General features: G+C 39.3%; 18 protein-coding genes. 3 read left to right on the top strand and 15 right to left on the bottom strand.

The genetic code is table 11. The features are described from left to right. Positions 1–300: 300 nt before the first annotated feature. Both EKM69_RS10430 and EKM69_RS10425 read right to left on the bottom strand, forming a co-directional pair. Positions 301–990 carry a 2,3-diphosphoglycerate-dependent phosphoglycerate mutase gene (locus tag EKM69_RS10430; RefSeq protein ID WP_125710812.1) on the bottom strand — a complete coding sequence of 230 codons (690 nt, stop codon included), beginning with the start codon at positions 988–990 and terminating at the stop codon, positions 301–303. A gap of 79 nt (positions 991–1,069) precedes the next feature. Continuing rightward, positions 1,070–2,536: a hypothetical protein gene (locus tag EKM69_RS10425; RefSeq protein ID WP_125710810.1), complete on the bottom strand. Its 1,467-nt coding sequence runs from the start codon at positions 2,534–2,536 to the stop codon at positions 1,070–1,072. 266 nt (positions 2,537–2,802) lie between these two features. Between EKM69_RS10425 and EKM69_RS10420 the strand changes: the two genes are divergently transcribed. Further along, positions 2,803–3,759, top strand: coding sequence for a peptidoglycan recognition protein family protein (locus EKM69_RS10420; protein WP_125710808.1), 957 nt, complete (start codon positions 2,803–2,805; stop codon positions 3,757–3,759). A gap of 666 nt (positions 3,760–4,425) precedes the next feature. Here the strand turns inward: EKM69_RS10420 and EKM69_RS10415 are convergent. The 8 genes from EKM69_RS10415 to EKM69_RS10380 form a co-directional block, all read right to left on the bottom strand. After that, positions 4,426–5,475 (bottom strand): AI-2E family transporter, encoded by a 1,050-nt coding sequence (locus EKM69_RS10415; RefSeq protein ID WP_125710807.1) that lies wholly within the window; start codon positions 5,473–5,475, stop codon positions 4,426–4,428. 12 nt (positions 5,476–5,487) lie between these two features. After that, on the bottom strand, positions 5,488–6,303 hold the full coding sequence (locus EKM69_RS10410) for a YdcF family protein (protein WP_125710806.1): 816 nt from the start codon (positions 6,301–6,303) through the stop codon (positions 5,488–5,490). Positions 6,304–6,615: 312 nt separating this feature from the next. Then, positions 6,616–7,593 (bottom strand): peptidoglycan recognition protein family protein, encoded by a 978-nt coding sequence (locus EKM69_RS10405; protein WP_125710805.1) that lies wholly within the window; start codon positions 7,591–7,593, stop codon positions 6,616–6,618. Between the two features lie 1,052 nt (positions 7,594–8,645). Further along, complete coding sequence (locus EKM69_RS10400; RefSeq protein WP_125710804.1) at positions 8,646–9,602, bottom strand: peptidoglycan recognition protein family protein; 957 nt, start codon at positions 9,600–9,602, stop codon at positions 8,646–8,648. Between the two features lie 113 nt (positions 9,603–9,715). Next, a complete protein-coding gene (locus tag EKM69_RS10395; RefSeq protein WP_125710801.1) occupies positions 9,716–10,204 on the bottom strand; it encodes a sigma-70 RNA polymerase sigma factor region 4 domain-containing protein in 489 nt (162 codons plus the stop codon). Positions 10,205–10,365: 161 nt separating this feature from the next. Further along, a complete protein-coding gene (locus EKM69_RS10390; protein ID WP_125710799.1) occupies positions 10,366–11,085 on the bottom strand; it encodes a hypothetical protein in 720 nt (239 codons plus the stop codon). A 144-nt stretch (positions 11,086–11,229) separates the two neighbouring features. Then, positions 11,230–13,455 (bottom strand): glucosaminidase domain-containing protein, encoded by a 2,226-nt coding sequence (locus tag EKM69_RS10385; protein ID WP_125710797.1) that lies wholly within the window; start codon positions 13,453–13,455, stop codon positions 11,230–11,232. A gap of 931 nt (positions 13,456–14,386) precedes the next feature. Then, entirely contained in the window at positions 14,387–14,626 is a 240-nt protein-coding gene (locus tag EKM69_RS10380; protein ID WP_125710795.1) for a hypothetical protein, read from the bottom strand. A gap of 284 nt (positions 14,627–14,910) precedes the next feature. On the opposite strand from EKM69_RS10380, the gene EKM69_RS10375 reads away from it, so the two are divergent. Then, a complete protein-coding gene (locus tag EKM69_RS10375) occupies positions 14,911–15,156 on the top strand; it encodes a hypothetical protein (RefSeq protein ID WP_125710793.1) in 246 nt (81 codons plus the stop codon). A 59-nt stretch (positions 15,157–15,215) separates the two neighbouring features. Here the strand turns inward: EKM69_RS10375 and EKM69_RS10370 are convergent, their stop codons facing one another. Further along, entirely contained in the window at positions 15,216–16,841 is a 1,626-nt protein-coding gene (locus EKM69_RS10370) for a hypothetical protein (RefSeq protein WP_125710791.1), read from the bottom strand. A 168-nt stretch (positions 16,842–17,009) separates the two neighbouring features. On the opposite strand from EKM69_RS10370, the gene EKM69_RS10365 reads away from it, so the two are divergent. After that, entirely contained in the window at positions 17,010–17,957 is a 948-nt protein-coding gene (locus EKM69_RS10365) for a hypothetical protein (RefSeq protein WP_125710788.1), read from the top strand. 83 nt (positions 17,958–18,040) lie between these two features. Here EKM69_RS10365 and EKM69_RS10360 read toward each other — a convergent pair whose 3' ends face one another. The 4 genes from EKM69_RS10360 to EKM69_RS10345 form a co-directional block, all read right to left on the bottom strand. Beyond that, a complete protein-coding gene (locus tag EKM69_RS10360; protein ID WP_125710786.1) occupies positions 18,041–19,210 on the bottom strand; it encodes an RNA-guided endonuclease TnpB family protein in 1,170 nt (389 codons plus the stop codon). 178 nt (positions 19,211–19,388) lie between these two features. Further along, entirely contained in the window at positions 19,389–19,604 is a 216-nt protein-coding gene (locus tag EKM69_RS10355) for a DUF3923 family protein (RefSeq protein ID WP_125710784.1), read from the bottom strand. Between the two features lie 259 nt (positions 19,605–19,863). After that, positions 19,864–22,635: a glycoside hydrolase family 3 protein gene (locus EKM69_RS10350; protein ID WP_125710781.1), complete on the bottom strand. Its 2,772-nt coding sequence runs from the start codon at positions 22,633–22,635 to the stop codon at positions 19,864–19,866. 618 nt (positions 22,636–23,253) lie between these two features. Next, positions 23,254–24,807 carry a hypothetical protein gene (locus EKM69_RS10345; RefSeq protein ID WP_125710779.1) on the bottom strand — a complete coding sequence of 518 codons (1,554 nt, stop codon included), beginning with the start codon at positions 24,805–24,807 and terminating at the stop codon, positions 23,254–23,256. Between the last annotated feature and the right edge of the window lie 576 nt (positions 24,808–25,383).

The raw sequence follows: 25,383 nt of genomic DNA, 5'->3' as shown, positions 1-25,383 counted from the left end.
CATTACTCTGCTTTACTCAACATTACTCTGCTTTACTCAACATTACTCTGCTTTACTCAACATTACTCTGCTTTACTCAACATTACTCTGCTTTACTCAACATTACTCTGCTTTACTCAACATTACTCTGCTTTACTCAACATTACCCTGCTTTACTCAACATTACTCTGCTTTACTCAACACTACTCTGTCTTACTCAACATTACTCTGCTTTACTCAACACTACTCTGCTTTACTCAACACCAAAAAAAAAAGACTGCACAAAATGTGCAATCTCCAAATACCGTTTACTAATTTAAATTAGTTTAACTTTTCTTTATGTGTAACGTTCAACTTGTCATCCAAGTCATAAACAACTGGTTCACCAGTTGCCATTTCAACGTCCATGATGTCTTCGTCTGAAATGTTTTCGATGTATTTTGTTAGGGCACGTAGTGAGTTACCGTGAGCAGCGATGATAACGTTCTTGCCATCTAACAACTTAGGAGCAATTTCGTCTTCCCAGAAAGGAATAACACGTTCCAAAGTAACCTTAAGGTTTTCTCCACCTGGAACAATTCTTGGGTCCAAGTTTGCGTAACGACGATCGTTAGCAGCTGAACCTTCGTCTGTAGCTTTCAATAATGGTGGCAATGTGTCGTATGAACGTCTCCAGATATGAACTTGTTCATCACCATATTTTTCAGCAGTTTCTTTCTTGTTCAAGCCTTGAAGTGCACCGTAGTGACGTTCGTTCAATCTCCAAGTCTTTGTTTCAGGAATCCAAAGTTGGTCGCATCCTTCAAGAGCATAGTGCAATGTCTTGATGGCACGAGTCAATACTGATGTGTAAGCTTGGTCAAACAAGATGCCTGATTCTTTAAGAAGCTTACCAGCATTTTGTGCTTGCTTAACGCCTTCTTCACTAAGGTCAACGTCAACCCAGCCAGTAAATTGATTAGATAAATTCCATTCACTTTGTCCGTGACGAATGAAAACTAATTTTGCCATTTCATTTCCTCTTTTCATTTCTTTAACACAGTACATTCTACACGATTTAGAGTACAAAAAAAAGTGGAACTAGTCCACTTTAATGTTTATAAATAGGTGTTTCGACATCTTCTAAGGTCGAAATATCCATTTTGACTTTGGCATTAGAATTTAAGTAACCGTTCACATTGTCGTTACCAGCGAAAACAGCGGTAACCTTATCTGAACCATTAAGCAGATCTGTCACGATCCCAGCATTTTGATCTTGGGTCATAACGATCGGAATAATTTCGATACCATTATTTCTCAACTGCAAAAGCTTCTTGTAAAAATGCGAATCGATCGAAACGAAAATAGTAGCTTGCATATTACGAAGAGCTTGATTTTTTAACCACCAGAAGATCAATTCTTCATCGCTTTCAAAAGTACTGATCAAAACGTTGCCGGCTGAGAACAATTGAATGAAAGGTTCATCATCGGTATAACTCTTGATCAACACTAAAGTGCCGTCTTGACGATAAAAGTTTTCGCGGATCACACGGTTAGGATTTTGTGGATCGTAAAATTGTGTAGCTGAGTTAACTCCGTTGACATCAAAAATATCACGGCTCAACAACTTGCGGTCGTTGTAATGACGGATGACCTTCAATTGACCACGATTATTACGAGCAACTTCCATGATCAAATGCTCACCGTCGTAAACTTTATCAATATTCTTATCATCAACGTGTTCGATCCGATAATCATCTTCATAAGGGATCTCAGCAGGTGCGACCGAAACATTTTGGTTGCGCCCTTGCAAGTCGTTGTACATATTCAATAAGTAAGAATTAGGGTTGACCAAGTCAGAATTCTGGTAATCTGCCCATGTAGCATTTGCCAGATCATCGTAAGAAACCGTAATCGTATTAGCTAAAAAGCCGTGATCATCAAACGTCTGTGTCAACTTACGCCACATCTGACGTTCGCTGTCACTAGGATCAGTATTCAAATGGTCGCTGAAAATAAAGTAGTTACGGTTAGGGTCCAAAAAGATCTCATTAGCCATCTCATCAGAACCAAACCATTTTTTCAGAGAAGTATTAATCTTCTCAACTTGATCAGAAGTCTCCTTACGAGCGTTAGCTTGGTCATCGCCTAAACTACGAAGCACATAATTGTAGTAACTACGAGCTGAAAGCAACTGATGACGAAGCTGCTTTTTAACATCGTTTTCTTGCTCAATGATCCCCTGAAGATCAGCTTCAGTATTTTCCCAATCGTTGTTATCCTTCTCAGGCACAACTTGTTCCTCGTAATAATAACCGTTCAACTCCGGACCATCAGGCTGGACAGAACCGCTGTTATTAAAGTCCCCTTGTGCAAAATCATTCCCCGGATTTTGCACAGGTTCTGGTTGATCCATTTGTGGATCAGGTTGGATCGGTGCTGAAGTAGCACTAGTTACCGCCTGCTGAGGAAATGGTGGAACACTACTAAATTGGTTATTTAGTTGTGAATCGTTGTCATCAAAGTTGGAAAAATTATCATTAGCATCATTCTTCTTATTTCTATCAAAAAAAGACATAACCAAGACTCCCATCTAAAAAACGTTATATACTACTCATTATAATAAAGAGTAACTGATTAAACTAGTACCTAGAAAACGAAAGCCAGCACATTAAAAAATTTTTTAAAGAAAAAAGCTTTTTACATGATCATATTTGACGAAAACTAAACATATTTGAGTATTTAAAATTTATCTTATGATTAATGAACACAAGTGGAAAATTTCACACAGAGTTGTTAAGCTAGTCGAGAAAGTACGCATGGGTACTAAAAGGGGGATTACAAATGTTTTCAAAGAAAAAATTTCTAGCCGGACTAGCCACAGCCGTTGCCTTAACAGGGGTAAGTTTCGTCGCAACGACCGAAGCAGTCCCAACGATCCAAGCACAAGAAGTAAAAGCCGAATCGATCAATGATTACATCGCCAACAACGGCATCCAACCAGTCACCATCGAATTTAGAGAAGGAACCTTCACCGACTGGTTTGGATATGAAAACGGCGTCGGAAAACCAGAAGGAGTAGTAGTCCACGAAACAGCCGATCCATACGCGACCGCAGAAAACGAAGTATCCTACTTCAACAACAACTGGGAAACCATCCAAACCTACGTCCACGCCTTCGTAGACCACTCACAAATAATCAACATCCACAGCGCCGACTACGGAGTATGGGGAGCAGGCCCAACAGCCAACGCCAAATACATCCAAGTAGAACTATGTGAAGAACATACAACAGACGCCTTCGCCCACTCAATAGCCAACGACGCCTACTACGTAGCCTACAGACTACACCAATACGGCCTACCAGTAGAATACGGCACCACAGTAGTCTCACACGACCAAGTATCACACATGTACGGCGAAACCGACCACTCAGACCCATCCGGCTACTTCGCCAACTGGGGCTACAGCATGGAAGAATTCGTAGCCCAAGTCCAAAAATACTACGACCAAATGGGCCCAATCGACATCAACAGCGGAAATAGCAACAACAACGCCAACAACGGCGGAGTAACAGCCAACAAAGAAGAAGGCACAGTAAGAGTAAACAACTCAGCCAGCTTCATGGTCCCACTAAAAGGCTTCAACCAAAGCGGCAACGCCTTCAGCTCCAACCGAGGTCTAGCCAACGACACCGACTGGTACACAGACCAATCAAGAAGCTACAACGGCCACACCTACTACCGAGTATCAACCAACGAATGGGTAGAAGACACCTATGCAACATTCACAGCTAAATAATAAAAAGAACAAACAAAAAATCAGCCGAAAAATAAAACGGCTGACTTTTTTAATACCCAAAATAAGCACAAATCCCCCGCCCCACAATTGCGAGAGTGCGAGGAACAAGCACGCGAGCCAGAAAAAAGGTTTTGAACTGGGGTTTGAATTGGGGTTTGAATTGGATTTTAAATGATCTTTTGAAAAAAGTTTAAACCGTGGTTTTAAGAAAGCTCCTAAAGAGGTCTTGAACTTGAACTTAATCTTACAAGCAAAGGTAGAAACTGAGATAGACCGCAAAAATTAGGACGCGCAAACAGTGCCAACTTGCACAAAATAAATCGGTCCCCATCAAAAAAAGGGGGATTGTTGCACTACCCTAGACGGAGGGGCCCGGGGATACAGACCTCAGCACCTAAATTATTCTTAGCGATTTATCGCTTAGAATAAGACCGAGTTTTGAGATGCCCGAGCGATCTCCTCGGGTAGCTCAAAATCGCGTCAGGTGCGTTCCAGCGTCTGTATCCCCGGTCCCCGGAGTCGGCAAGTGAACCGCCCACCAAACTACCACCTCCATCCAAAACCATCAAAGCATCAAAACACCAACCAAGAAAAACGCTTCTCGTCTGCCAAAAACTCTCTCACCTCAAGTAAAAAGGCTCCGGATAAACAATCCGGAACCTCCAACTAAACATCACGTTTCAAACGTATCTTCTTCCCCTTCTTAGCACCACCAATAGAATGCACACCCAAAATATCAAGAAAGAAAACAAAAATAGGAATACCAATAATCAATCCCCAAGCCCCAAGCAGCTCCTCAGAAACAATCAAAACCACAAAAGTAAAGAAAATAGGCAAATGAGTCATAGTAGACATAAACTGAGGATTAAGGAAATAAGTCTCGATCATATGAATCACGATCACCATCACAATAATGTAAACAACATACTTAAACCCATCAACCGAATAAGCCACAAAACTCAAAGGAATCAGAGAAATAATAACCCCAGCGACCGGAATCAAGGAAAGAATAAACACCATAGCAGCCAAAGCAATCACGCCAGGCATCTTCATCACAATCAAAGTAATCGTCGTCAAAACAGTATTAACCACGGCAATCATCAATTGTGCTTCAATAACAACACCAAAAGTATTAATAAACTTTTGACCGTAGTAACGAATATCTTCAAACAACCAACCATAGTTAGAAGTTAAAAACTGACGACCGAACTTGTTCATATCTTCGATCTGTGAAGTATAGAAAAAACTCAAAATAAATGACATAAAAATATTAAGACCAATTGCCCCGACACTAGTAATATAGTTAACTAACTGTGTTGTTGCGGTCTTGATCTGATTATCGATATTGATTTTTTGTAAATAGTCGTAAAGGATCGACATATATTTACTATCACGGAGCTCTTTGCTCTCATAAAACTTTGTCAAGGAGTCGATGATTTTACTCGACTGGTGAACTAATTGCGGAATATAGTTAGCAACCGCCCAAACGACCACTGCAACGATCAAGATATACAGTGGCGCCAAAATTAAAATCGGCTTGATATTAATGTGTTTTTGCACGGCCCGCACTAATTGGACAGATAAAAAAGTAAAAATAAACGTTAGTAAAAATAAGCTCAACATGCTTCTAAATAAATAGAAGATCAAGCAGACCAAGATTAGAATCGTCGCCCTTCTCAGTCTTTTGTTAGCAACAAACTTATCATAGACACTCATCAACAAAACTCCTTAACGAACGAAAGTACATATCAATAAAACAATCATCATTAACATTATAGTTTCGATAGTGTATCTATAATACCAGATTATTGCCGTGAACTCACGGAACATTGCTGGCCATTTAAAAACCGGGATCGTGATCGAAGGCACATAATTTGCAGCCAGTCCGATCCGAGAAGCATATTGTTGAACCCTGGGAATATGAAATTCGCTAGTCACAACGACGATATGTGGTAGTGAACTAGCCTTCCAGTGGTGTTTGATAGTAATCGAAGAGTACTCCAAATTTTGGGCAGTATTCTCCGACTTATTCTCCACAATAATTGCTGAATCAGGAATGCCGTGGTCTAACAAATAACGACGCATGATCCCCGACTCTTCAATATGAGAAACGGCACTCTTACCACCACTAACAATGATCAACGGCTTCCGATCTAATTGACGATAAACTTGCACCGTCTTTTCCAAACGGCTCAACATGATCGGTGGGATCCGTTTACTCATGAACTTCGATCCCAAAACGACGATATAGTCAGCCTTAGTGACTAATTTCAGCTTTGCTGATTTATACACCCTAAAGTAATAGACCAGCATGATCACCAAGAACAGCAAGTCCACGCAAAAAATAAACGATAGAAAAATAGTAAAAAGTGGCGACAAATGCGGTAGTCGTTGCAATTTAACAATTGGTGGGACCATCCCCACGATAAAAATAATGACAGCTATTAGTGTCGGCAATGGATGACGACTGAACAACACCCTCACATTCAAAGCCAAAGCAACCTCAAGCACAGCCACAAATAAAACATAAATTAAAAATGACATATGTATTCCCTCATTTGAGATATTGCCGCAGATCCACTCGCAAAAAGCCTAAAGCATCCCCAATGCCAAGCTTCATGTTGGTAAGAGCGTTTCGATCTCGACCTAATTATTTCAAATTTTACAAAATTATCTTCTTGAATCTCAATTATTATACAACGTATTATTATGAATGTACCAGAAACAGCAAAACTTACAAATGCAAAAAAGCCAGCCGTTAAGCTGACTTTTTTAATTAAAATAATTATATTTATATTCAATTAATAATATATTTTATTGCTGTGTAATGGCATTTTTTTCAAACATCATCACTGCTTATTTAGCAGTAAATTGAGCGTATGTGTCCATTACCCATTCGTTAGTAGATACACGGTAATACTTGTGACCGTTGTAGTCTTTGGATTGGTCAGTATACCAGTCAGAATTGTTAGCCAAACCACGGTTTGACTTAGACATTGAACCATTATTGCTGAAAGCAACTAGTGGAACAGCGAAACTTCCTGAATTGTTGACCTTAACAGTACCTTCAGAAGCGTTTGAAGAAACACCACCGTTGTTAGTACCAGTACCAGTAGAACCATTGTTGTTAGTTGATCCACTATTAGTATTTGAGCTGTCCATTTGGTTGTAATACTTTTGAACCAAGGCAACAAACTCTTCCATACTATAGCCCCACTTAGCAAAGTAACCAGTAGGATCAGTATGGTTAGTTTCACCATACATTCTAGAAGTTTGGTCATGAGAAACGATAGTCTTACCGTATTCTACAGGCAAACCGTATTGGTGCAATCTAAAGGCAGCATAGTAAGCATCGTTAGCAACAGAACGAGCAAACTCGTCACCAGTATTAACTTCACAAAGCTCAACTTGAATATACTTAGCATTAGCAGTAGGACCAGCACCCCAAACACCGTAATCAGCACTGTGGATGTTAATAATAGAAGTAGCATCTACAAAGGCGTGCACGTAAGTTTGGATAGTTGGCCAGTTATTGTTAAAGTAAGAAACTTCATTCTCAGCAGTAGCGCCAGGAGTAGCAGTCTCATGAATAACAATACCCTCAGGCTTACCAACACCATTTTCGTAAGGGATCCATTGATCAAAAGTACCTTCACGGAATTGAATAGAAACAGGTTGAATACCTTGATTAGCAATATAATCGTTAACAGGTTCAGCCCCAACCTCTTGAGCAGCAAAAATTTGTGGAGCCACTTGATTAGTAGCAACAAATCCAGCACCAGTCAAAGAAGCAGCAATAGCTAAACTAGCAATAAATTTTTTATTTGAAAACATATATAATACCCTTCCCACAGTTAATTTTCTTAACCAGTCAATCTTAACAACTTTTCACCCAATAATGTTGCTAGTAATAAAAATGTAATCATAAGGTAATTTTTAAGTATTAAAACGATATTTTAATACCCAAAACACACGTTAGAAACCTAACAATAAATAAAAAAGCCAATCATAACAACGATTAAATAAATTCCCAAAAACAAATCCAAAACAAATCAAATATGACAAAAAAATGAAATATAACGCTTCCAAATTTAAATTTAAGCCAACTTTAAGAAACCAAGAAACCAAAAATCCCCCTCAACATATAATATCCATCATGAAAAAATAAATTTTAAAAAACAGAAAAAACCACCATAACAAAATCCAACCAGGCGGATCAGCAAGGCGAAGCCAAGCTGAGAGCAAGAAAAACAAAAACCAATCAAGAATAGATTTTAGGTAAGGTCTGGGTCTGGCTCTGGGTCTGGCCCTGGCTTTGAATCTGGGTCTGGCTCTGGGTCTGGATATGGATCTGGGTCTTGAACTAGCTTTTAATCTTACAAGTAAAGGTAGAAACTGAGATAGACCACAAAAACTAGGACGCGCAAAAAGTGACAACTTGATCAAAAAAACTCGGTCCTAATCAAAAAAAGGGATTGTTGCACTACCCTAGACGGAGGGGCCCGGGGATATAGACCTCAGCACCTAAATTATTCTTAGCGATTTATCGCTTAGAATAAGACCGAGTTTTGAGATGCCCGAGCGATCTCCTCGGGTAGCTCAAAATCGCGTCAGGTGCGTTCCAGCGTCTGTATCCCCGGGCCCCGGAGTCGGCAGTGAACCACCAACCAAACTACCAACTCAACACCAAACACACCTAAAATCACAAACGCCACCACAAACAAAACGCTTCTCGTCTGCCAAAAACTCTCACACCTCCAGTTCACCCCCCACACAACAAAAAAGCCGGCGCCAAACGGCACCAGCTAATTGCAAAACATATATATGTAAAATCATAAACTGTCAGAAAAACCTCTAGGGAGGAGAAGAAATTCAACAGCAAAAAACTACCAAGCAACAAACGATGAATAGGAATCTTGCACCCACTCATTCGTAGAAACACGATAATAAACATGACCATCAAACGAACGCTGCTGGTCAGTATACCATCCCGACTCCTTAGCCAATCCACGGTTAGAATCGGTAGTTGACCCATCCTCACGAAAGGCCACCAAAGGAACCGCAAAACTATGTGGGTTAGTAACTGTAACCTTACCTTCACGCTTAACCACAGAGCCATCAGATGGCAACTCTGGTTGTGGAGCTGTGGCTCCATCGACCGATCCAGAAGACTTCAAATTACTATAGTACTTACCGACCAACTCATTGAATTGGCCCATATCGTAACCCCACTTAGCTAAATAACCATCAGGATCAACGTGAGTCGTATCGTGCCACCAGTTCGTAGCTTGTCTGTGAGTTACCACTGTCTTGTCTGGAACAAATGGTAAACCATATTGGATCAACTTCGATGCCGTGTAAAAAGCATCATTCGAAATTGAACGGGCAAATTGATCCGGAGTGTTCACGTTGCACAATTCAACTTGGATATAACGTTGATTAGCATTTGGACCTGCACCCCATACTAAAAAATCAGTATTCTTGATGTTAATGATCTTATTCGCATCAACAAACGCATGGACGTATGTTTGTAATACTGGCCAGTTGCGATTGAAATAGCTCACCTCAGCCTCTGCAGTAGCGTTAGGTGTAGCAGTCTCATGGATCATCACACCTTCTGGGCGTCCAACACCATTACGATATCCAGACCAACGATTGAATGTACCTTCGCGGTTTTCGATACCGACAGGTTTGATATTATTGTTCGTAATATATTGATTCACCCAAGTACTAGCTTGAACTTCTTGAATCGCCGTAGTTCCAAATTGAGTCGAAAAAGCTCCTACCCCCGCAAATGCGATTGATGCAACCGCACTAACGATAATCCTCTTTTTTGAAAACATATTGATCCCCCAAAATTATTTAATAAACAAATTTTATCAAATCGGTCTGTACCATATATAAAAGTTACACATTCGTAACCTTAAAGTAAACTCTAAGTCTTAAATTTTATTAATTATGAAAGCAATTTAACCATTTTCTTACGGATAGAATCCCTATGATACCGCAGATTACGGGTGGTACAACGGTACTTCTTCGCCAAAAATTTTATTGGCAATTCATCGACGAATAAGTCAAAAAACAGCTGCTTCTCAAACTCATTCAATCTGCTCAGATCCAAGTCATCGAGAAATAATTCGGAAACTTCTTCCTTCACCCGTTCAAAATCAAACACTTCCAAAGAATGAACGTTAAAAAATCTTTCTTCCCGGCGCAACAAATCAGTCAAGCGCCAAGTCAATTTTTGAAAAATGTAGACGTTGAACTTTTCCAAATCTTGTCCTTGTTCGACGTAATCGACATAAGCCTGGGCAAAAATGATCATGGCCTCTTGTACGTAATCTTGATAGTTGTTACAAATCGGGTAAATATGCACCCTTTTCAAAGCTTCATGGATCAATTTTTCCTCTTCTAAAGCCTTTTTGAATCCTAGTTGTAAATCCATTGCGAGTCTCCTTAAAGTTACTCACAAGCGCTTGTGGTAGGGATAATATACCTAAGAAATGGCTGTAATAATAATCGGCAGGCATCTGCTGAAACATCGCTACAATAATTTTCTGCAATATAAGCCTAATAAAAAAGCCCACACCTGTGAGCTTTTTTGATTCAAATGCGACGTTTTTTATTAAATTGACTAAATTTTAATTTGACCGCCCGATCCTGATCGGGTTCGATTTCATCAGTTATGGCCCTCAAGGTCAATGAGAAATACTCGATCCAAAAATCCCAAGATAATTTATCGATTCGTTGCAGGTGTAGGTGAAGTCGACACCTGCAATCTCTGAACGACTGAGATATCCCGATTCGATCGGCTTTTAAAACAATTGTGGCAAATGAGTTGATGTTTTTTCGATACAACTCAACGTGACACTCGCTAATGAAGCAAGCTTTATGAATAATAGCGCGAAGATTATGACCAGAAAATGCCATCCGGAATACTTCCCCATCCTTAGTGATAAATTCAGCTTGACCGTCTTTTTCCTGATAACTGCTGAGCTGATGTAATCCGACCCAGTCGGGACAACGGCTTTTGCTACCGGATAATGGCAAATAAATGTTGACCCCATCGACTATCGGCAGATGACCGCTGAGCTTAAAGATCCTCGAAAACGTCCTTGAGATCATGAAGCCATGCCAGTTATGGTGGTCTTTGTACTTATTGATCAGCTGTTTCGTCGTCTGGTCAACGAAGAAAACGCCTAAATTGCTGTGGTAGACGATCGACTTCCCAAAGGGATTATTCTCGATCGCAAAAATTGCGATGGTCTCGTTATCAATTTCAAAATTTTCATAAATATGGAGCTTTTTAACATTTGTATCCTTCAACAAAAATTCCAGATCAATGACGCGTTGTTTGAACTGATTTAGATTTGTCTCTTTAGAAACAATGATGCTATCCTCCGTATATAAATAATTTTTTTGAAACGAAAAAACCGGATCCATAAAAATGGACCCGGCTCAAAAAAACTATTATTTTACAGGAGTAAAGAGGCAGTATTTGCCATTGACCCAACCAGCTGTTACTTCGTACCAAGTTTGGCCATCTACGATTTGTTTTGAAGTAACTTTCCAAGTAGTACCGTCAGCTAAACGAGTTCCTGTGAACTTGTTATTAGCAGCCGGACTGTTATAAACGTTCACACCATATCCAGGGATATAGTTGATCTTAACAGTCCCCTTGACTGTCTTGACGTAGTTTGATCCAAGGACTTGGACATCAGTCGCACTGACCCATTGGTCGTTAGATACACGGTACCAAATAGAACCGTCTGAATGAGTTGACTTCTTGTCAGTTCTCCAGTCAGTACCATTAGCTAAACTAGGTGAAAGCAAGTTGTGCTTAGTGTCATAAAGCTTAGCACTAGGAGCAGTAATGATCCGCAAAATATCAGGGTAATCCACCGTAATATCGTTCAAATATTCATTACTTTCCGAGATCTTAGATTTTTGCACAACGTCAGAAGCCAATACATAAGCATTAGCACCAACTAAGAAGAACGTATTTCCATCGTTATCTTTCACGTAAGCCGTAGTCCTCCATTCAGAAGAGTAAGGCAAGATCTTGCTAGTACCAGACTTAGTATTAGCAGCACCATAAACAACGGCACCGGTATCACCAGTCACAATCAAAGTATCATCAATCGAAACAGGAGGCTCAGTTTCAGTACCACCTTCAGAACGCAATTGGACATCAGTAGCTAAAACAAATTCATGTGTCGAAACTTGATAAAAAACATTACCGGAGTCATCGACGACTTTAGAAGCCAACTTCCAAGCTGTACCGTAACCTAAAGCCCGGGCAGCAGGTTGACTCATATAAGCATCAGTATAAATTTGGGCATTGTTCAAATTAGTAACAACAGCGACATCATCAAGTTCAGTCTGTGTACCATTGACCGCACTATCAGTATCAGTTGTTGAACCAGAATTATTGCCAGAAGAATTGTTATTATCACTCAAATTAGGATTTGATTCAGAATCAGTATCGTATTGAGTCAAACTGTAGCTTTCAATAATATTGTTCAAAGCACTAGCATAGTTAGGAGCAGTAGCGTAGCGACCTTGAAGCCAAGCAGTCGAGTCTTTATACGAAGTAGTATTCTCGACCCAAGTACCACTGTAAAAACTAGAATTACCAGTCAATCCATTGCGCAACTTATCAGCGTTATCGAGGAATGACTCGTAAAAACTAGGATACTTTCTAAAGTTAGCATAGATTTTATACCAACCTTGATCAGCACTCCATTCAGAAGTAGGCATCGAAACATAGGCACCATTATAGTCACCCTTGATACCAAACAAGTTATTAGCATCAACAGCCAGATCAGATTGACCCCAACCACTTTCAAGGATCGATTGAGCCAACATAACGGAAGCATACAAGCCATATTCACTGGCAGCTTTTTGAGCCATCGGACCGGCCATAGCTAAAAATTCATCTTGTTGAGAATTAGTAGCAGCTTGAGTAACAGCACCGTCGGAAGTAGCAGAACGTTCCAAAACAGTACCGTCATTAGTTGGCAATACTTGTGAATTAGTCTCAGGTGAAGCCGAAATAGCAGCTTGGACCTCACTAGAAAAACCAGGAGCAGTCTTAATAGTTTGATCTGAAGTATCAGAACTAGCAGAAGCAGATGATGAATCAGACTGAGCAGCTGAATCAGAGGCTTGAGCAGCCTGAGAACCATCATCTACACCATCAGCAGCGCCCTGTGTAGATGGAGCCTCAGCAGAAGCAACCGAACGACTAGCATCAACAGAACTAGTACCATTAACAGCAGTTTCAGAATCAGAACTAGCCGATTCAAAACCATTGTAGTAATCGTCATCCTGTGCATCTTGAGCCTGTGTACTTTCACCTTGAGCATCTTCAGCGACTGGAGCTTCAGAAGAAGCTTGAACAGAAGCTGAAGTAGCAGGATCAGTTGATTCAGCAGAAGCATCAGAACTAGCACCCTCATCTGATTCTTCAGGAACAGATTCAGTAACAGGAGCACCTTGAGCATCCATAACAGAAGCAACAGTAGGATCCTTAACTGCCACACTAGAATCAACTACAGTTTGATCAGCATCAGCATCATTTTCATCTTTATCATTAGCAGAGACAGCAGCTCTTACGTGGGAAGTAGTCGAAGAGATACCCACAGCCGCAAGGAAACTAGCAAAGGCTGTAGAAACTACCCATTTTTTATTCATAAACGTTTCCCCCAATTTTTATTCTTAAATTCATAATACTGTGTGAAAATCCTAACATCAATGGAATGTAACGAAACGTTAATATATCTTGAGAAAGTATAAAAAAACTTAATATTTAGAAAGATTATAGGAAAGAATTGAAAAGAAGAACTAGAGGTGAGAGAGTTTTTAGCAGACAAGAAGCGTTTTGTTTGGTGATGGTCAGCTAGAGGTGAGAGAGTTTTTGGCGGACGAGAAGCGTTTTGCTTGGCTGGTGTTTTGATACTTTGTTGGTTTTTGGATGGAGGTAGTAGTTTAGTGGGAGGTTCACTGCCGACTCCGGGGCCCGGGGATACAGACGCTGGAACGCACCTGACATCGATTTGAGCTCATCGAAGAAGACCACTTCGCCGATCTCAAATACGAGTCTTATTGTAAGCGATAAATCGCTAACAATAATTTAGGTGCTGAGGTCTGTATCCCCGGGCCCCTCCGTCTAGGGTAGTAAACAATCTCCCCTTTTTGGGGGTGATGACCGATCTATTTTGATCAAGTCGGCACTACTTGCGTGTCCTACCTTTTGCTGGTCTATCTCAATCTTCTCCATAATAGTAAGATCAAAAGCAAGGACAAAACCCAAAGAAAGAACGCAAAAAATAAAGGCCGATGATATCCTAAATAAAAATCAAAAAGATAGACAAAGCCAACTAAAATCCTAGGACACCAACAAAGATAGGTACCAAAAAACAAACAAAACAGTCAACCACTGTAAAGCTAAGTACCGTAACCCCACCAAAAAATTTTGATTGAAACAACCTAGGTTCGATGGGGATGGAGGGAATTCGCATCGAACCGGCAGTGAACCACCACCCAACCTACAACCACAACAAACAAAAAACTCAAAAAAAATAGACCCACTCAAGCAAAAAAAAGCTCAAGCAGATCAAAAACACTAATCCTCAGTTGAAATAAAATCTACATACTCGGCTTCTATCCACTCGCTATCTTGAGCAATACTATAGAACACCTTACCATCTTCGCCAGTACCCTTAGCATCGGTATACCAAGAAGACTGACCCTTAACAAATTTATCTTGTAACATCTTGCGGTTTGCTTCATAAGTGTCGAATAAGAAAACGACATATCGTTCGTCTTGGTTGACTTTAACGATACCATTTACATTTTCAAGCATTTTTATACCACCCTTTTAATACTCTGTTGACACCATTATACATTAACTTTCCAAAATGTTGGCTGAATCAGCGACTTTTAGGACATTTTTAAAAATATTATTGTGCAAATGTTACCGAATTGTAAATAATGTCACAAATTGTCCAAAAAAACAGTCTACATCACATCTGACCGATAACTTCCACTCATGATGTTCATACTATATTCACACAATCAGCACATCCCCTCCACACATTAAATCGTCGCCCATGCTAAAATTAAAGTATTAACAAGAGGAGTTTCTAATTGAAAAATACATTACCAATCGCACTACAATTTTCACTGCTACTGACATTCTTTGTCACGGACATTTCTAGGACCGTCAAAACGTTGGCGACCTATGAGAAAACTGGCAAAGTTATCACCTACAAAATGACCGAAACTGAGCAAAACGAACTCAAGCACGGTCGGCGTTTAAAACCTTCAAACTGGGCACCAGTTGACAGTTCTCGTCTTTCGATCACTCGGAAGATTAAGCAAAAAACTGCATAAAACCTTTTTAGGCAGCAAAAAAGCAGACTACGAAAAGTCTGCTTTTTTAATGTTCAATTTTAGTTGACGTCAACGCCAACACCTTGTTGGACCCACTCGTCTGTTGATACACGGTAGTAAATATTACCGTCAGCATCAGTAGCACGTTGGTCAGTAGCCCATGATGTTCTGCCGGCTAAGCCACGAAGTGAACGGATTCCGTCTTGGTTGTACAAGGCGTATACGAAGCCTGAAGGTCCGGCTAAGTTAACTGTGTGGAATTCTGGATATTGTGTGACGCTAGTAAAGAATTTATCAACTTTGTCTTGGTAACTAACATCGCTAGCATTTACCCATTCATGAGTAGATACACGATATTGTTTTTGACCAGTGGCACTATTAACACGTGACTTGTCAGTAATCCATTGAGTATTGTCAGCCAATGAACGAGTTGTTAAAACATTGTCATCGTTGTACAAGTTAGCAATTTGGTTGTTGGTTGTGATAATACCATCTTGGTTAGTTTCTTTCCAAACACCAACTTCTTCTTCTGGATCTGGCTTGTCTGTGTCTGGTTTATTAGTATCAGGTTTGTCTGTATCTGGCTTATCTGTGTCAGGATTGTCAGTGTCTGGTGTTGTAGCATCCTTGTCGCCTACTACGATTTCACGAACGTAAGTAACACTATTAATACCATCAGTATCAGGTTTAATTTGGTCTGTAAGAACTCTTTGACCATTCAAATTAAATACAGCAGATTCGTTAGTATTTGCATTGTCTGCAATCTTCGTCAAATTAACTTTATTTGTATCAAATGTAATTTCAACTGGTTGATAATATGTTTTACCTTTCTCAGTAAACTTGCTACCAAGGTCTAATGGATTTGTTCTTTTAGCGGCATCAGTTTTTGTTTCATAAAAGCCTTGTGGATCAACTTCCTTTGGTGTCACAACCATACCTTTAGTGTTATCGATAGTAGTATTTGCTTTACCACTCTCTGATTCTTTGATTGGCAATGTATCACTACCAACTGCAACCTTGATTGGAGTATTGAATTTAATATTCAAATTGTCGGTTGAAGTTGCTGTATCTGTGTTATTAATAAATACTAGTTCTTTCGTATTAACAACTTTTTTAGTAGCCTCATCTATAGAATTGATTGTAACTTTAACTTGAGCACCTTTGCCATTTAAGAAATTATCAAAGGCATCATTAACGTCATTATCAGTACTATATGGGTAACTAAAAGTATAATCATACTTCTCCCCAGCCTTAATGATATTGTATGTATCTTCATTGATAATATTTAGTGCTGGAAGCTCACCATATCCATTAAATAACGTTCGTGCAAATTGATTCGATTCCAATGGTCCTTGCCATTGAACGAGTGTATTCAAATTCGCATGCAATTTACCGGCAGTATCGTTATCAGTATAAACAACATTACCAAGCTTATTAACTTGTTGAGTAGCGATGCCTTCTTGAGTTGTAGGCTCGTCATCTTTGGCGTCTTTATCAAAGACTCCCTGGATCTTAGAAAAAGCATCTTTAAAAAAGCCTGTGAATTGATTAAAGGCGTCCGTAAGTTTTGTTACATCAAATCCTGAGTCTTGTGTCCCAGTCTCTGCAGCGTATGTGGTCCCCGTGGCTGGTGTGATGGCTAACAGAACTGCAGCTGCTAGTCCAGCTATTTTAACTTTTTTCATCCCTATGCCCCCATATTTGAATATATTTATCTATTTCATAGCATATAAAATATTTTGTATTTGTGCAATGAAATTTCCAATTTAATTAAAATTAAATTTAAGTTTACAAGCATAGAATTGATATTTTAAGATAAAATTATAAATTATGAACTTGGGGAGGGAATGCCTTTGAAAAAATCGATCTGGTTGAAATTGTTTCTGGCGATACTTTTGATCATGGCACTTGCTGGATGTGCTCAAGTTAAGCAAGAGCTGGGATTAGAAGATAAGAAAACAGTTGAGAAAAACTTCAAAGCTGGTGTTCCCTTTGCCTATAAAGGATATTATGGTCACGGTGGGAAGCAAAATTTTCAAGCTTTAGAGCTACAAAACGATAAATTCATCGTTAATAAAAATAAATTCCACAATATCCAATATCAACAACTGGATCAAAACACCTACTTGATCCGAGGTAAGAACGACAAGCCTAGGTGGCATTATTTCAAGATGGACTTCAAGATCAAAAACGACACTAAAAAATTAGGACTCTACCATAATCCTAGTCGCAAGTCCGAGCTTAACTTCGACGATACTCGAAACTTAGCCAAGGATGATCTCACTTGGTATCGGAGTTATGAACTCGACGATTATAACTTGTTGACGGGAAAAACTAAGGTGCCTGCTCCTAAAGTCGTCAACCTCGACACTGACTACTTCCAGAACAAGATCTTCATCAGCAACAAAAAGCAAACGCATTTTTTAAGCTTCATGGCTGACCCCGACAGTGACGATGACGATAAAAGTATCACTTTGTACAACGTTTCAAAAAACGGTCGTCCGTCAAAAATATCCACTCTAAAGGATCCGCAGCTATCGATCAAAGATAGTAAGTTAGAAATCAAGACTGATATTAAAAATGTCGATGCTAAGAAAAATTTTTACAAGGAACAAGATCCTAGTCTCACCTTCCAGATCATTAGTAAAACTAAACTGAAGGATAAAAAATCTGATCAGACTTACACACTTTTTGATGGCAATTATAATGATGCTATTTACACGATTGCTGACCAGTTTGGCTATCCGACTAATTACGTGACCGAGTCCGATGATCAGGAACAAACAAACCAAATAGAATGAACTACTCGTCACTAAAGTAACGAGTTTCTAGGAACGTCCCAAACTTGCCGAATAGTATTTCAACTATCCAGTAGAGGTCAGAACTAATTTACTAAGGCTTGTTCCAAGCCATGATTTAGTATGTTTTTACTTGCATTGATATCACTATCATGTTCTGAATGACATTTAGGACAAGTCCATTCTCTAACATCTAGAGTATGCTTGCCGTCATCATATCTACAATTTGAACATATCTGACTAGTCTTGAACGGATCTACGGCAAGAAGTTTCTTTCCGTACCATTCGCATTTGTACTCAAGCATCAGTCTTAGGGCTCTCCATGATTGATTAGCAATAGCACGAGATAGTTTGTGATTGCTTAGAAGATTCTTGATTTTCAAATCTTCTATCACGATCACATCGTTATCTGTAACTAACTCATGAGAGATCTTATGTAAGTAGTCTTTTCTTTGATTGGCTATTTTTTCACTATACTTGGCAACCATTATTTTTGCCTTCATGTAGTTTGAGTATTGTTCCAATGGTTTAGGATCAATTAATCCATGCTTCTTTTTTAGTTGAATGTCTTTTAAGGCACGTGTTCGTCTTCTTGCTAATCGTTTCTCCCAATATAGCTTCTTCTTAGCTAACTTCTTGTCGAAACGAATAGTCTTGGACTTATTACCATTGGAACAGATGACTAAGTCAGAAACACCCATATCTAGACCAACACAGTTATCAGTTTTAGGTAATTTTTGAATTTCTTCCTCCACTGTTAGAATTGCATAATATTTGTTGGCAGAGGACTTACGGAGTGTTACAAACTTGATTGTATTTGAAACATTTTTCCGACCTTTATATCTCATAATACCCAATTTGGGCAATTTTATATGAGTGCCATCTAGAACCTCAACGTTCTTGTTAACCGATTTACATTGATAACTTTGCTTAGGGAACTTTTTTGACTTGAATCTTGGGAACTTCCGTTTCTTACTAAAAAAGCCTTTATAAGCATTGCATAAGTCTTTATTGGTTGATTGCAAGCCAGTACTTTCAGCTTTCTTCAACCAACCATGTTCCTTTTTGAAAGTAGTAAGGATTTTGTCGAGATCATACGAACATAGAGATTTTACCTTGGGATTATTCTCATATCTCTTGATTATCATGTCGAGCATGTTATTCCAAACAAATCGATTAGCGCCAAAGTTATAATCAATGAATTCACGTTGATAGCTATTGGGATAGATACGTAGCTTGATACCTTTTAGAACCATGTATATACTCCTTTCTTTTAGGATATATATATCATAGCAACAAGAACATCAGTTCGTAAAGACAAACCGTCCAAGACGTCAATTCATCTCGGCTATGAATAACCGAGCTTTCTTGACTGACGGTTTTTGTAAAAAATAAGACTGGACTATAATGGCCCAGTCTTTTTGTGTCTGTATGTTAATGAGATGCCTTTCTAATGAAATATAAAGCCAGTGCTTGACAGAGTCCTATGAAGATCAAAAAAGCTCCGAGAACTGCTAAGGTCGCTAGCTTTAACTCTGTAGTTTGGAAGACACCAGCAGCATCGTATTGACGCACACCGACGAATATACCTAAAGCTAAATTTATAGCTAACCAGACAAAGTTAACGATCCACCAAATTTTTAATAACATAAATATAACCCCCGAATTGTTGCTATCACATTTATTATAAGACGAAGCCAAAAGTATGACCATGGATGAGCTCGGTTTTTGTTATCAAATTAGTGTTTTGTGCCCTTCTGACTTTTTTACCGATCTATCTCAGCTTTATTCAAAATAGTTAGATCTATGAAATATGGAAGAAAAAAGCAAAAAAGGCAAAACCCATTTTGAGTTTTGCCTTTTACTTGTCATCACGTTTCGTGATGATCTTTTGTTATTTCAGTTTATCTTACCAATTTTGTCCATCGACAGTCATGATCGTTGCAACCTTTTTAGGTGTCAATGTGTGTGCTTTTTCTCCATTGTCCTTTGCAAAGGTGTTAGCATTCATGATCGTTGTTAATACACGTTCGGCTGATTTCTGGAGGTCGCCTAATGCTAGGTTGTCTTCAGAAATTGCTTTTTGAAGCTTGTTTTGGGTGCTTCCTGGCATGATCAAGTCATTACCAGCGTGCATTAAGATTTGTGGATCTGATAGACTCTTTTGGTTGTACCAGTCAGTCATAACGGTGCCCTTGAAGCCCCATTCGCCTCGTAAGATGTTGGTCAATAAGTCGTAGTTTGCTGCATTGTATTGGCCGTTTACTTGGTTGTATGACGACATGATGTATTGTGGTTGGGCGTCTTTTACTACGGTTTCGAAGCCTTTGAGATAGATCTCTCTCATGGCTTGTTCGCCGATCTCGTCGTCCATTGTGCCACGTTTTGTTTCTTGGTTGTTAGCGAAGAAGTGTTTTACAGTTGTGCCGACGCCAGGATTTGATTGTACCCCTTTAGTCATTGCTGTTGCACTTACTCCGGTTACTAGTGGATCTTCTGAATAATATTCAAAATTACGTCCATTTAGTGGATCTCTTTGGATGTTCATACCTGGTGCTAACCAAGTATCAACGCCAAATTCCTTCATTTCTTTACCTACGGCAGTACCGACTTGGTTGATCATTTCTGGATCAAAAGTCTGTGCCAAAAGTGTTCCGATAGGCCATGCAGTTGCGTATTGATATTTCTTTTCACCGTTGACAGTTGAAACAGGTGTTAAACGAAGTCCATCAGGTCCATCAGCATTTACAGAAACGTTGATGCCACGTTTTGTCAATGTGCCTGTAGTTTGTCCAGCTGCACCGGGTACATCTTGTGATGAATTACCAACGATCGGTGAACTTGAGCCGTTTGAAGGTTCTAAACTACCGTTGACGATGTATGAAAGTTGTTTTGGTGTCAAAGTTACAATGAATTGATCCATTGAGATCTTGCCATCATAAACATCCTTCAAAGTTGAACCATAAACACCGGAAACTGATTTGATAGTTTTATTCAGATCAGTCTTAGGAATGTTTACTGAAGAATTTGAATTTACGACTGTTGTTACATCGTTACTGTCAAAAGTTGAAGCATTGTTGCCTAAAACATTTTCTAATGAGCTGGCGTTCAATTGAATAATTGGTGCGTTGACCAATTCTTCGGCTTGATTGTCAGGTACGAAAGTATCAGTTGAACCACGAAGTTCAGTCGGATCTTCTTTTGGAGCCATTTCTGAAGAAAGTTGTTCAGTTGTGACTTTATCCTTGAGGTTCAAAACGGCAGCGACGTGAGTATCGCGTGAACTGTTACCGACTCTAACAATGTATTGACCAGGATCTAAAATATAGCTATTTGTGGCTGTATAGTAACTAGCCATGTTGTAAAGTGGGAACGACAATGTCAAAGTTTGGCTTTCGCCAGGTGCTAAGACATCAGTTTTTCCATAAGCAGCTAAGTTTTGGAAAGCCTTGTCGACAGTTCCCTTTGGTGCTGAATAGTACTCTTGAACGACTTGACGTCCAGAATACTTGTCACCAGTGTTCGTAACAGTAACTTTAGTAACTAAGTTATTGCCATTGACTGCAACTGAATCAGTCTTAGTATCAAAAGTCGTGTATGAAAGACCATAGCCGAATTCATACTTAGGAGTTACGTTGTATGAATCAAAGTAACGATAACCAACGTAAATACCTTCAGTATAGTTTTCTTGATCAGAGTTACCATCGTTATCAGCGAAAGTTGCTGAAGCTGGGTAGTCTGAATAGTTTTTGGCCCATGTTTGAGCTAACTTACCAGAAGGTGTGACTTTACCACTGATAATATCAGCCACGGCGATACCGACATTTTGTCCACCTTGAGAAACTAAGAGGACACTGTCAAGATCTGGAATTTGGTCGATAAATTTCGTATCGATCTGACCACCGACATTGAGCAACAAGATACTTTGGTCATAGTCGGCAGCTAAATTTTTGATGTTGTTGAATTCAGCATCAGTGATCTCGTAATCGCCTTTCGTGTCAGTTCTATCCGTTCCTTCACCAGCGTTTCTGGAAAGAACGTATATACCGACGTCAGCAGGTGAAGCGTCGAAATCGGCTTGTGACACTTGTTTATCTTTGTAGATAAAAGTATTCAACAATGAAGATTTTGCATCAAAAGCAGCTTTTTTCTGATCATAGTCAGCAGCTGTTTTGTTCAAATAATCCCCTGATGTTACATCGTATCCGGCATCCTTCAAGCCGTCCCAAATATTGACGACGTTTCTAGGATTAACATCACCGGAACCAGTTCCACCTTTAACTGTTCCGTATGCACCGGCACCAAACAAGGCTACCGATTTGTCAGTCGAAATTGGCAATGTTTGGTTTTTATTTTGCAACAAGACCATACCGTCCTCAGCAGCTTTAGTCGATAACTCTGAGTTTTCGATCTCAGTTTCGTTTGGATCTGGACTAGTAGTTGCTGAATCATCGGTCGTCTCAGTTTGGTTAGCATTGACGTCAGTCTGGTTATTCGTCGATGCTGTCGAACTGGTATCACCCGATTGGTCCGTTGTAGCTTGCGTTTCAGATGTTGATACATTAGCAGGATCTGTTGTTGAAGCGGCTGAAGCCTTACCGATGAAGCTGAAAAAACTGATCAGCAATACGGCAATGACACCAGTAACTATCGCAACGATCCGCCTACGTTGTTTATTCATCAAATCCCCCCTAATTTAATGTTATGCAACATTTTTATGAAAACGTTGTCACAAGCTTATTATACTGCTAGAAAAAAAGTTATAGTAAGGGTTACGTTGAAAAAAGTTTTCAAAATATTGCTGTATTGTTGAAATAAATAACCATAATTTTAAAAAAACTGAAGAAATGTAACGGAATTTTGGTAAAAACATGGGATATGTGTAGTAGTTTGTGTTGCGCTATATGGGATTGGAACGCTGTGGACATCGATTGAAGCTATCCGGGAAGTTCACCCGGACATCTCCAATACGAGTCTTATTCTAAGCGATAAATCGCTAAGAATAATTTCACAGCTGAACCCATATAGCGCCCCGCCCCTCCACCTAGATTTGATATCAATTTCTCTTTGGGTGGGTCGGCTCCACTGTTATTTTGGATAAGTCCGTGTTTTTGTTGCTCCCTATTTTTTACTTGTCTATCTCACTTTGAATTGATTATTGGTAAATTCAAAACCTTAAGTACTTCTGATTGATTTTACTTTTGAATTTTATTTTCGATACCAATTAACATCCCTTTTTCTATTTTTGGAGCATAAAAAAAGCCCTCAATTGAGGACTTTTTCTCTTTTTTATGATTTATTATTTGAATGTTACACCGCTGCTTACTCGGATCCATTCGTCTGTTGATACACGGTAGTATGTGTTGCCTTCGCCGTCTGTGGCTGATTTGTCTGTGTACCATGATGTGTTTCCTGCTAGACCACGGTTTGATCGTTTGCCATCGCTTGAGAACAATGCGTATACGAAGCCGCTTGGTCCGTCTAAGTCAACTGTGTGGTGACCTGAAAGATTTGCGATTGTACCTAGAGCGTTTGATCCGTTATTTTCATCACCTGAGAAAGTAACGTCATCTGCATTAACCCATTCGTGTGTTGAAACGTGGTATTGTTTTAGACCAGTCTTTGAGTTAACACGGCTCTTGTCAGTAGCCCATGCTGAATTAGCTGCAACTGCACGGTTTGTTAGGTTGTTGTTGTCATCATATAATGATGCAACGCTGTTACCTACTGTAACTTTACCAGTAGCGTTGTCTTCAACCCATACGCCGTTTTCTAAGTTAGCGTCGTTGTTGTTGTCTTCGTTGTTATTGTTGTCTGTGTCAGGTTTGTCAGTGTTGTTGTCGAAGCCTGAACCTACTTGAAATTCACGGACGTAAGTGATTGTATTTGCATCTCTATTGATGTTTTGACTACGAGCTTCGTCACCATTACTAAATTTGATTACTTGTGAACCATCTTTAATCATGTTGCTGAAAATTGAAGCAACATTAACGGCGTCTTTATCAAATTCCAAAGTGATTGGTTGGTAATAAGTTAGTCCATCACCAGCAAAGTATTGACCAACGTTGGCTTTTTGACCGTTCTTCAATGCTGCATCTTTAGATGTGTAGTATTCACCAGGTGTAACGTGTGTTGGTTTAACAGTTTCACCTTTTTCGTTTGTAACTGTAAAATCAACATTCTTAACTAATGTTGGGTCGATTGCACTATCACCGGAATTAACATGGATAGGAGAATCGAAATCAATAGTCAAACTTGTTGATGGAACAGCTACTTCTTTATTATTAACGAAGTTGAAAGTTACACTACCCAAGTTAGCATTGTCGTTTGAAGGATCTGTGATCTTCAATGTAATAGGAAGAGTAATGCCATTACCTAATGTTGAGAATTTGTTAACCAATGTTGAAAAATCTTGGCTTGATAAATTATCGCCTGTAACTACTTGATATCTTAATACTTTTTTATCTCCAATAAGATCTGCTCGTAAATCATGAGTACCGATATTAGCAGCGTTCAAAAATGTATTTAATGTTGATGAATCCATTGGTTCACCATAATTCAAAGTGAAACCATTTAAATTAAATGTTGAATCGTTATCATAAACAATTTTTTCGCTTGCCATTTTCTTTAATGCGGCAACAGCTTTTTTAGAAGTATCTTCTTTAGCTTCCTCTTTGTTTGCATCAATGTCTGATTGTGCCTTGTTAGCAATATCTACAAGTTTTGAAATTGAAGAAATCACCTTTTGACCTAAGTCAGTCTTATCCAAACCAAATTTTGAAAGAGCTTCTTTTGCAATACTTAAGATACCATCTGCAACACTTGATGAACCTGTTGTGCCAGCAGCTATCACCCCACTGACGTTTTAATTTAAGTTTAATGAGAATTTGAGAATTTAAATTATGAGGAGGAAAGTAAGACCATCGCCTTACAAGTTCATAGTATGGACTGGGAAACTTAAAGTTGGCTTAAAAAAGAGAGTGGAGGTGCACGGTTAGCTGCTGAGGATTTAGGGACTGTTGGCACCCAAGGTGCGGCGAAGCCGTGCCTGCCAACAGTTTCTAAACCGGAGGCCGCTGTGCGCCGGAACTCGTTTCCACTATAAAACGGGCAACGTTTGGTACAAAAAAACGAGGTTTGGTATAAAGAAACAGAAGTTTAGTACAAAAAATATCAAGGTTTGGTACAAAGAAACAGAAATTTGGTACAAAAACACCAAGGTTTGCTATAAAGAAGCAAAGCTTCGTTACACAAACAGAAAAGCTCAAAAAATAAAGCACAAAAAAAGTCCCCTCGAAACTCGAGAGGACTCTTTAAATCAGAGGTAACATCAAAATTAACTATTCAAAGTTAACACCGTTACCAGCTTTGATCCATTCATCAGTAGATACACGATAATATGTAGCTCCATCAGAACCTTTAGCTGTCT

This window comes from Companilactobacillus zhongbaensis (assembly GCF_003946515.1).
Classification (GTDB): Bacteria; Bacillota; Bacilli; order Lactobacillales; family Lactobacillaceae; genus Companilactobacillus; species Companilactobacillus zhongbaensis.
This window is presented reverse-complemented; position numbering and strand designations above follow the sequence as displayed.

Bases quoted from the DNA above. Each gene is read 5' to 3' on its own strand.
- EKM69_RS10430 (WP_125710812.1), bottom strand. From the start codon at position 990: ATGGCAAAATTAGTTTTCATTCGTCACGGACAAAGTGAATGGAATTTA.
- EKM69_RS10425 (WP_125710810.1), bottom strand. From the start codon at position 2,536: ATGTCTTTTTTTGATAGAAATAAGAAGAATGATGCTAATGATAATTTT.
- EKM69_RS10420 (WP_125710808.1), top strand. From the start codon at position 2,803: ATGTTTTCAAAGAAAAAATTTCTAGCCGGACTAGCCACAGCCGTTGCC.
- EKM69_RS10415 (WP_125710807.1), bottom strand. From the start codon at position 5,475: ATGAGTGTCTATGATAAGTTTGTTGCTAACAAAAGACTGAGAAGGGCG.
- EKM69_RS10410 (WP_125710806.1), bottom strand. From the start codon at position 6,303: ATGTCATTTTTAATTTATGTTTTATTTGTGGCTGTGCTTGAGGTTGCT.
- EKM69_RS10405 (WP_125710805.1), bottom strand. From the start codon at position 7,593: ATGTTTTCAAATAAAAAATTTATTGCTAGTTTAGCTATTGCTGCTTCT.
- EKM69_RS10400 (WP_125710804.1), bottom strand. From the start codon at position 9,602: ATGTTTTCAAAAAAGAGGATTATCGTTAGTGCGGTTGCATCAATCGCA.
- EKM69_RS10395 (WP_125710801.1), bottom strand. From the start codon at position 10,204: ATGGATTTACAACTAGGATTCAAAAAGGCTTTAGAAGAGGAAAAATTG.
- EKM69_RS10385 (WP_125710797.1), bottom strand. From the start codon at position 13,455: ATGAATAAAAAATGGGTAGTTTCTACAGCCTTTGCTAGTTTCCTTGCG.
- EKM69_RS10380 (WP_125710795.1), bottom strand. From the start codon at position 14,626: ATGCTTGAAAATGTAAATGGTATCGTTAAAGTCAACCAAGACGAACGA.
- EKM69_RS10370 (WP_125710791.1), bottom strand. From the start codon at position 16,841: ATGAAAAAAGTTAAAATAGCTGGACTAGCAGCTGCAGTTCTGTTAGCC.
- EKM69_RS10360 (WP_125710786.1), bottom strand. From the start codon at position 19,210: ATGGTTCTAAAAGGTATCAAGCTACGTATCTATCCCAATAGCTATCAA.
- EKM69_RS10355 (WP_125710784.1), bottom strand. From the start codon at position 19,604: ATGTTATTAAAAATTTGGTGGATCGTTAACTTTGTCTGGTTAGCTATA.
- EKM69_RS10350 (WP_125710781.1), bottom strand. From the start codon at position 22,635: ATGAATAAACAACGTAGGCGGATCGTTGCGATAGTTACTGGTGTCATT.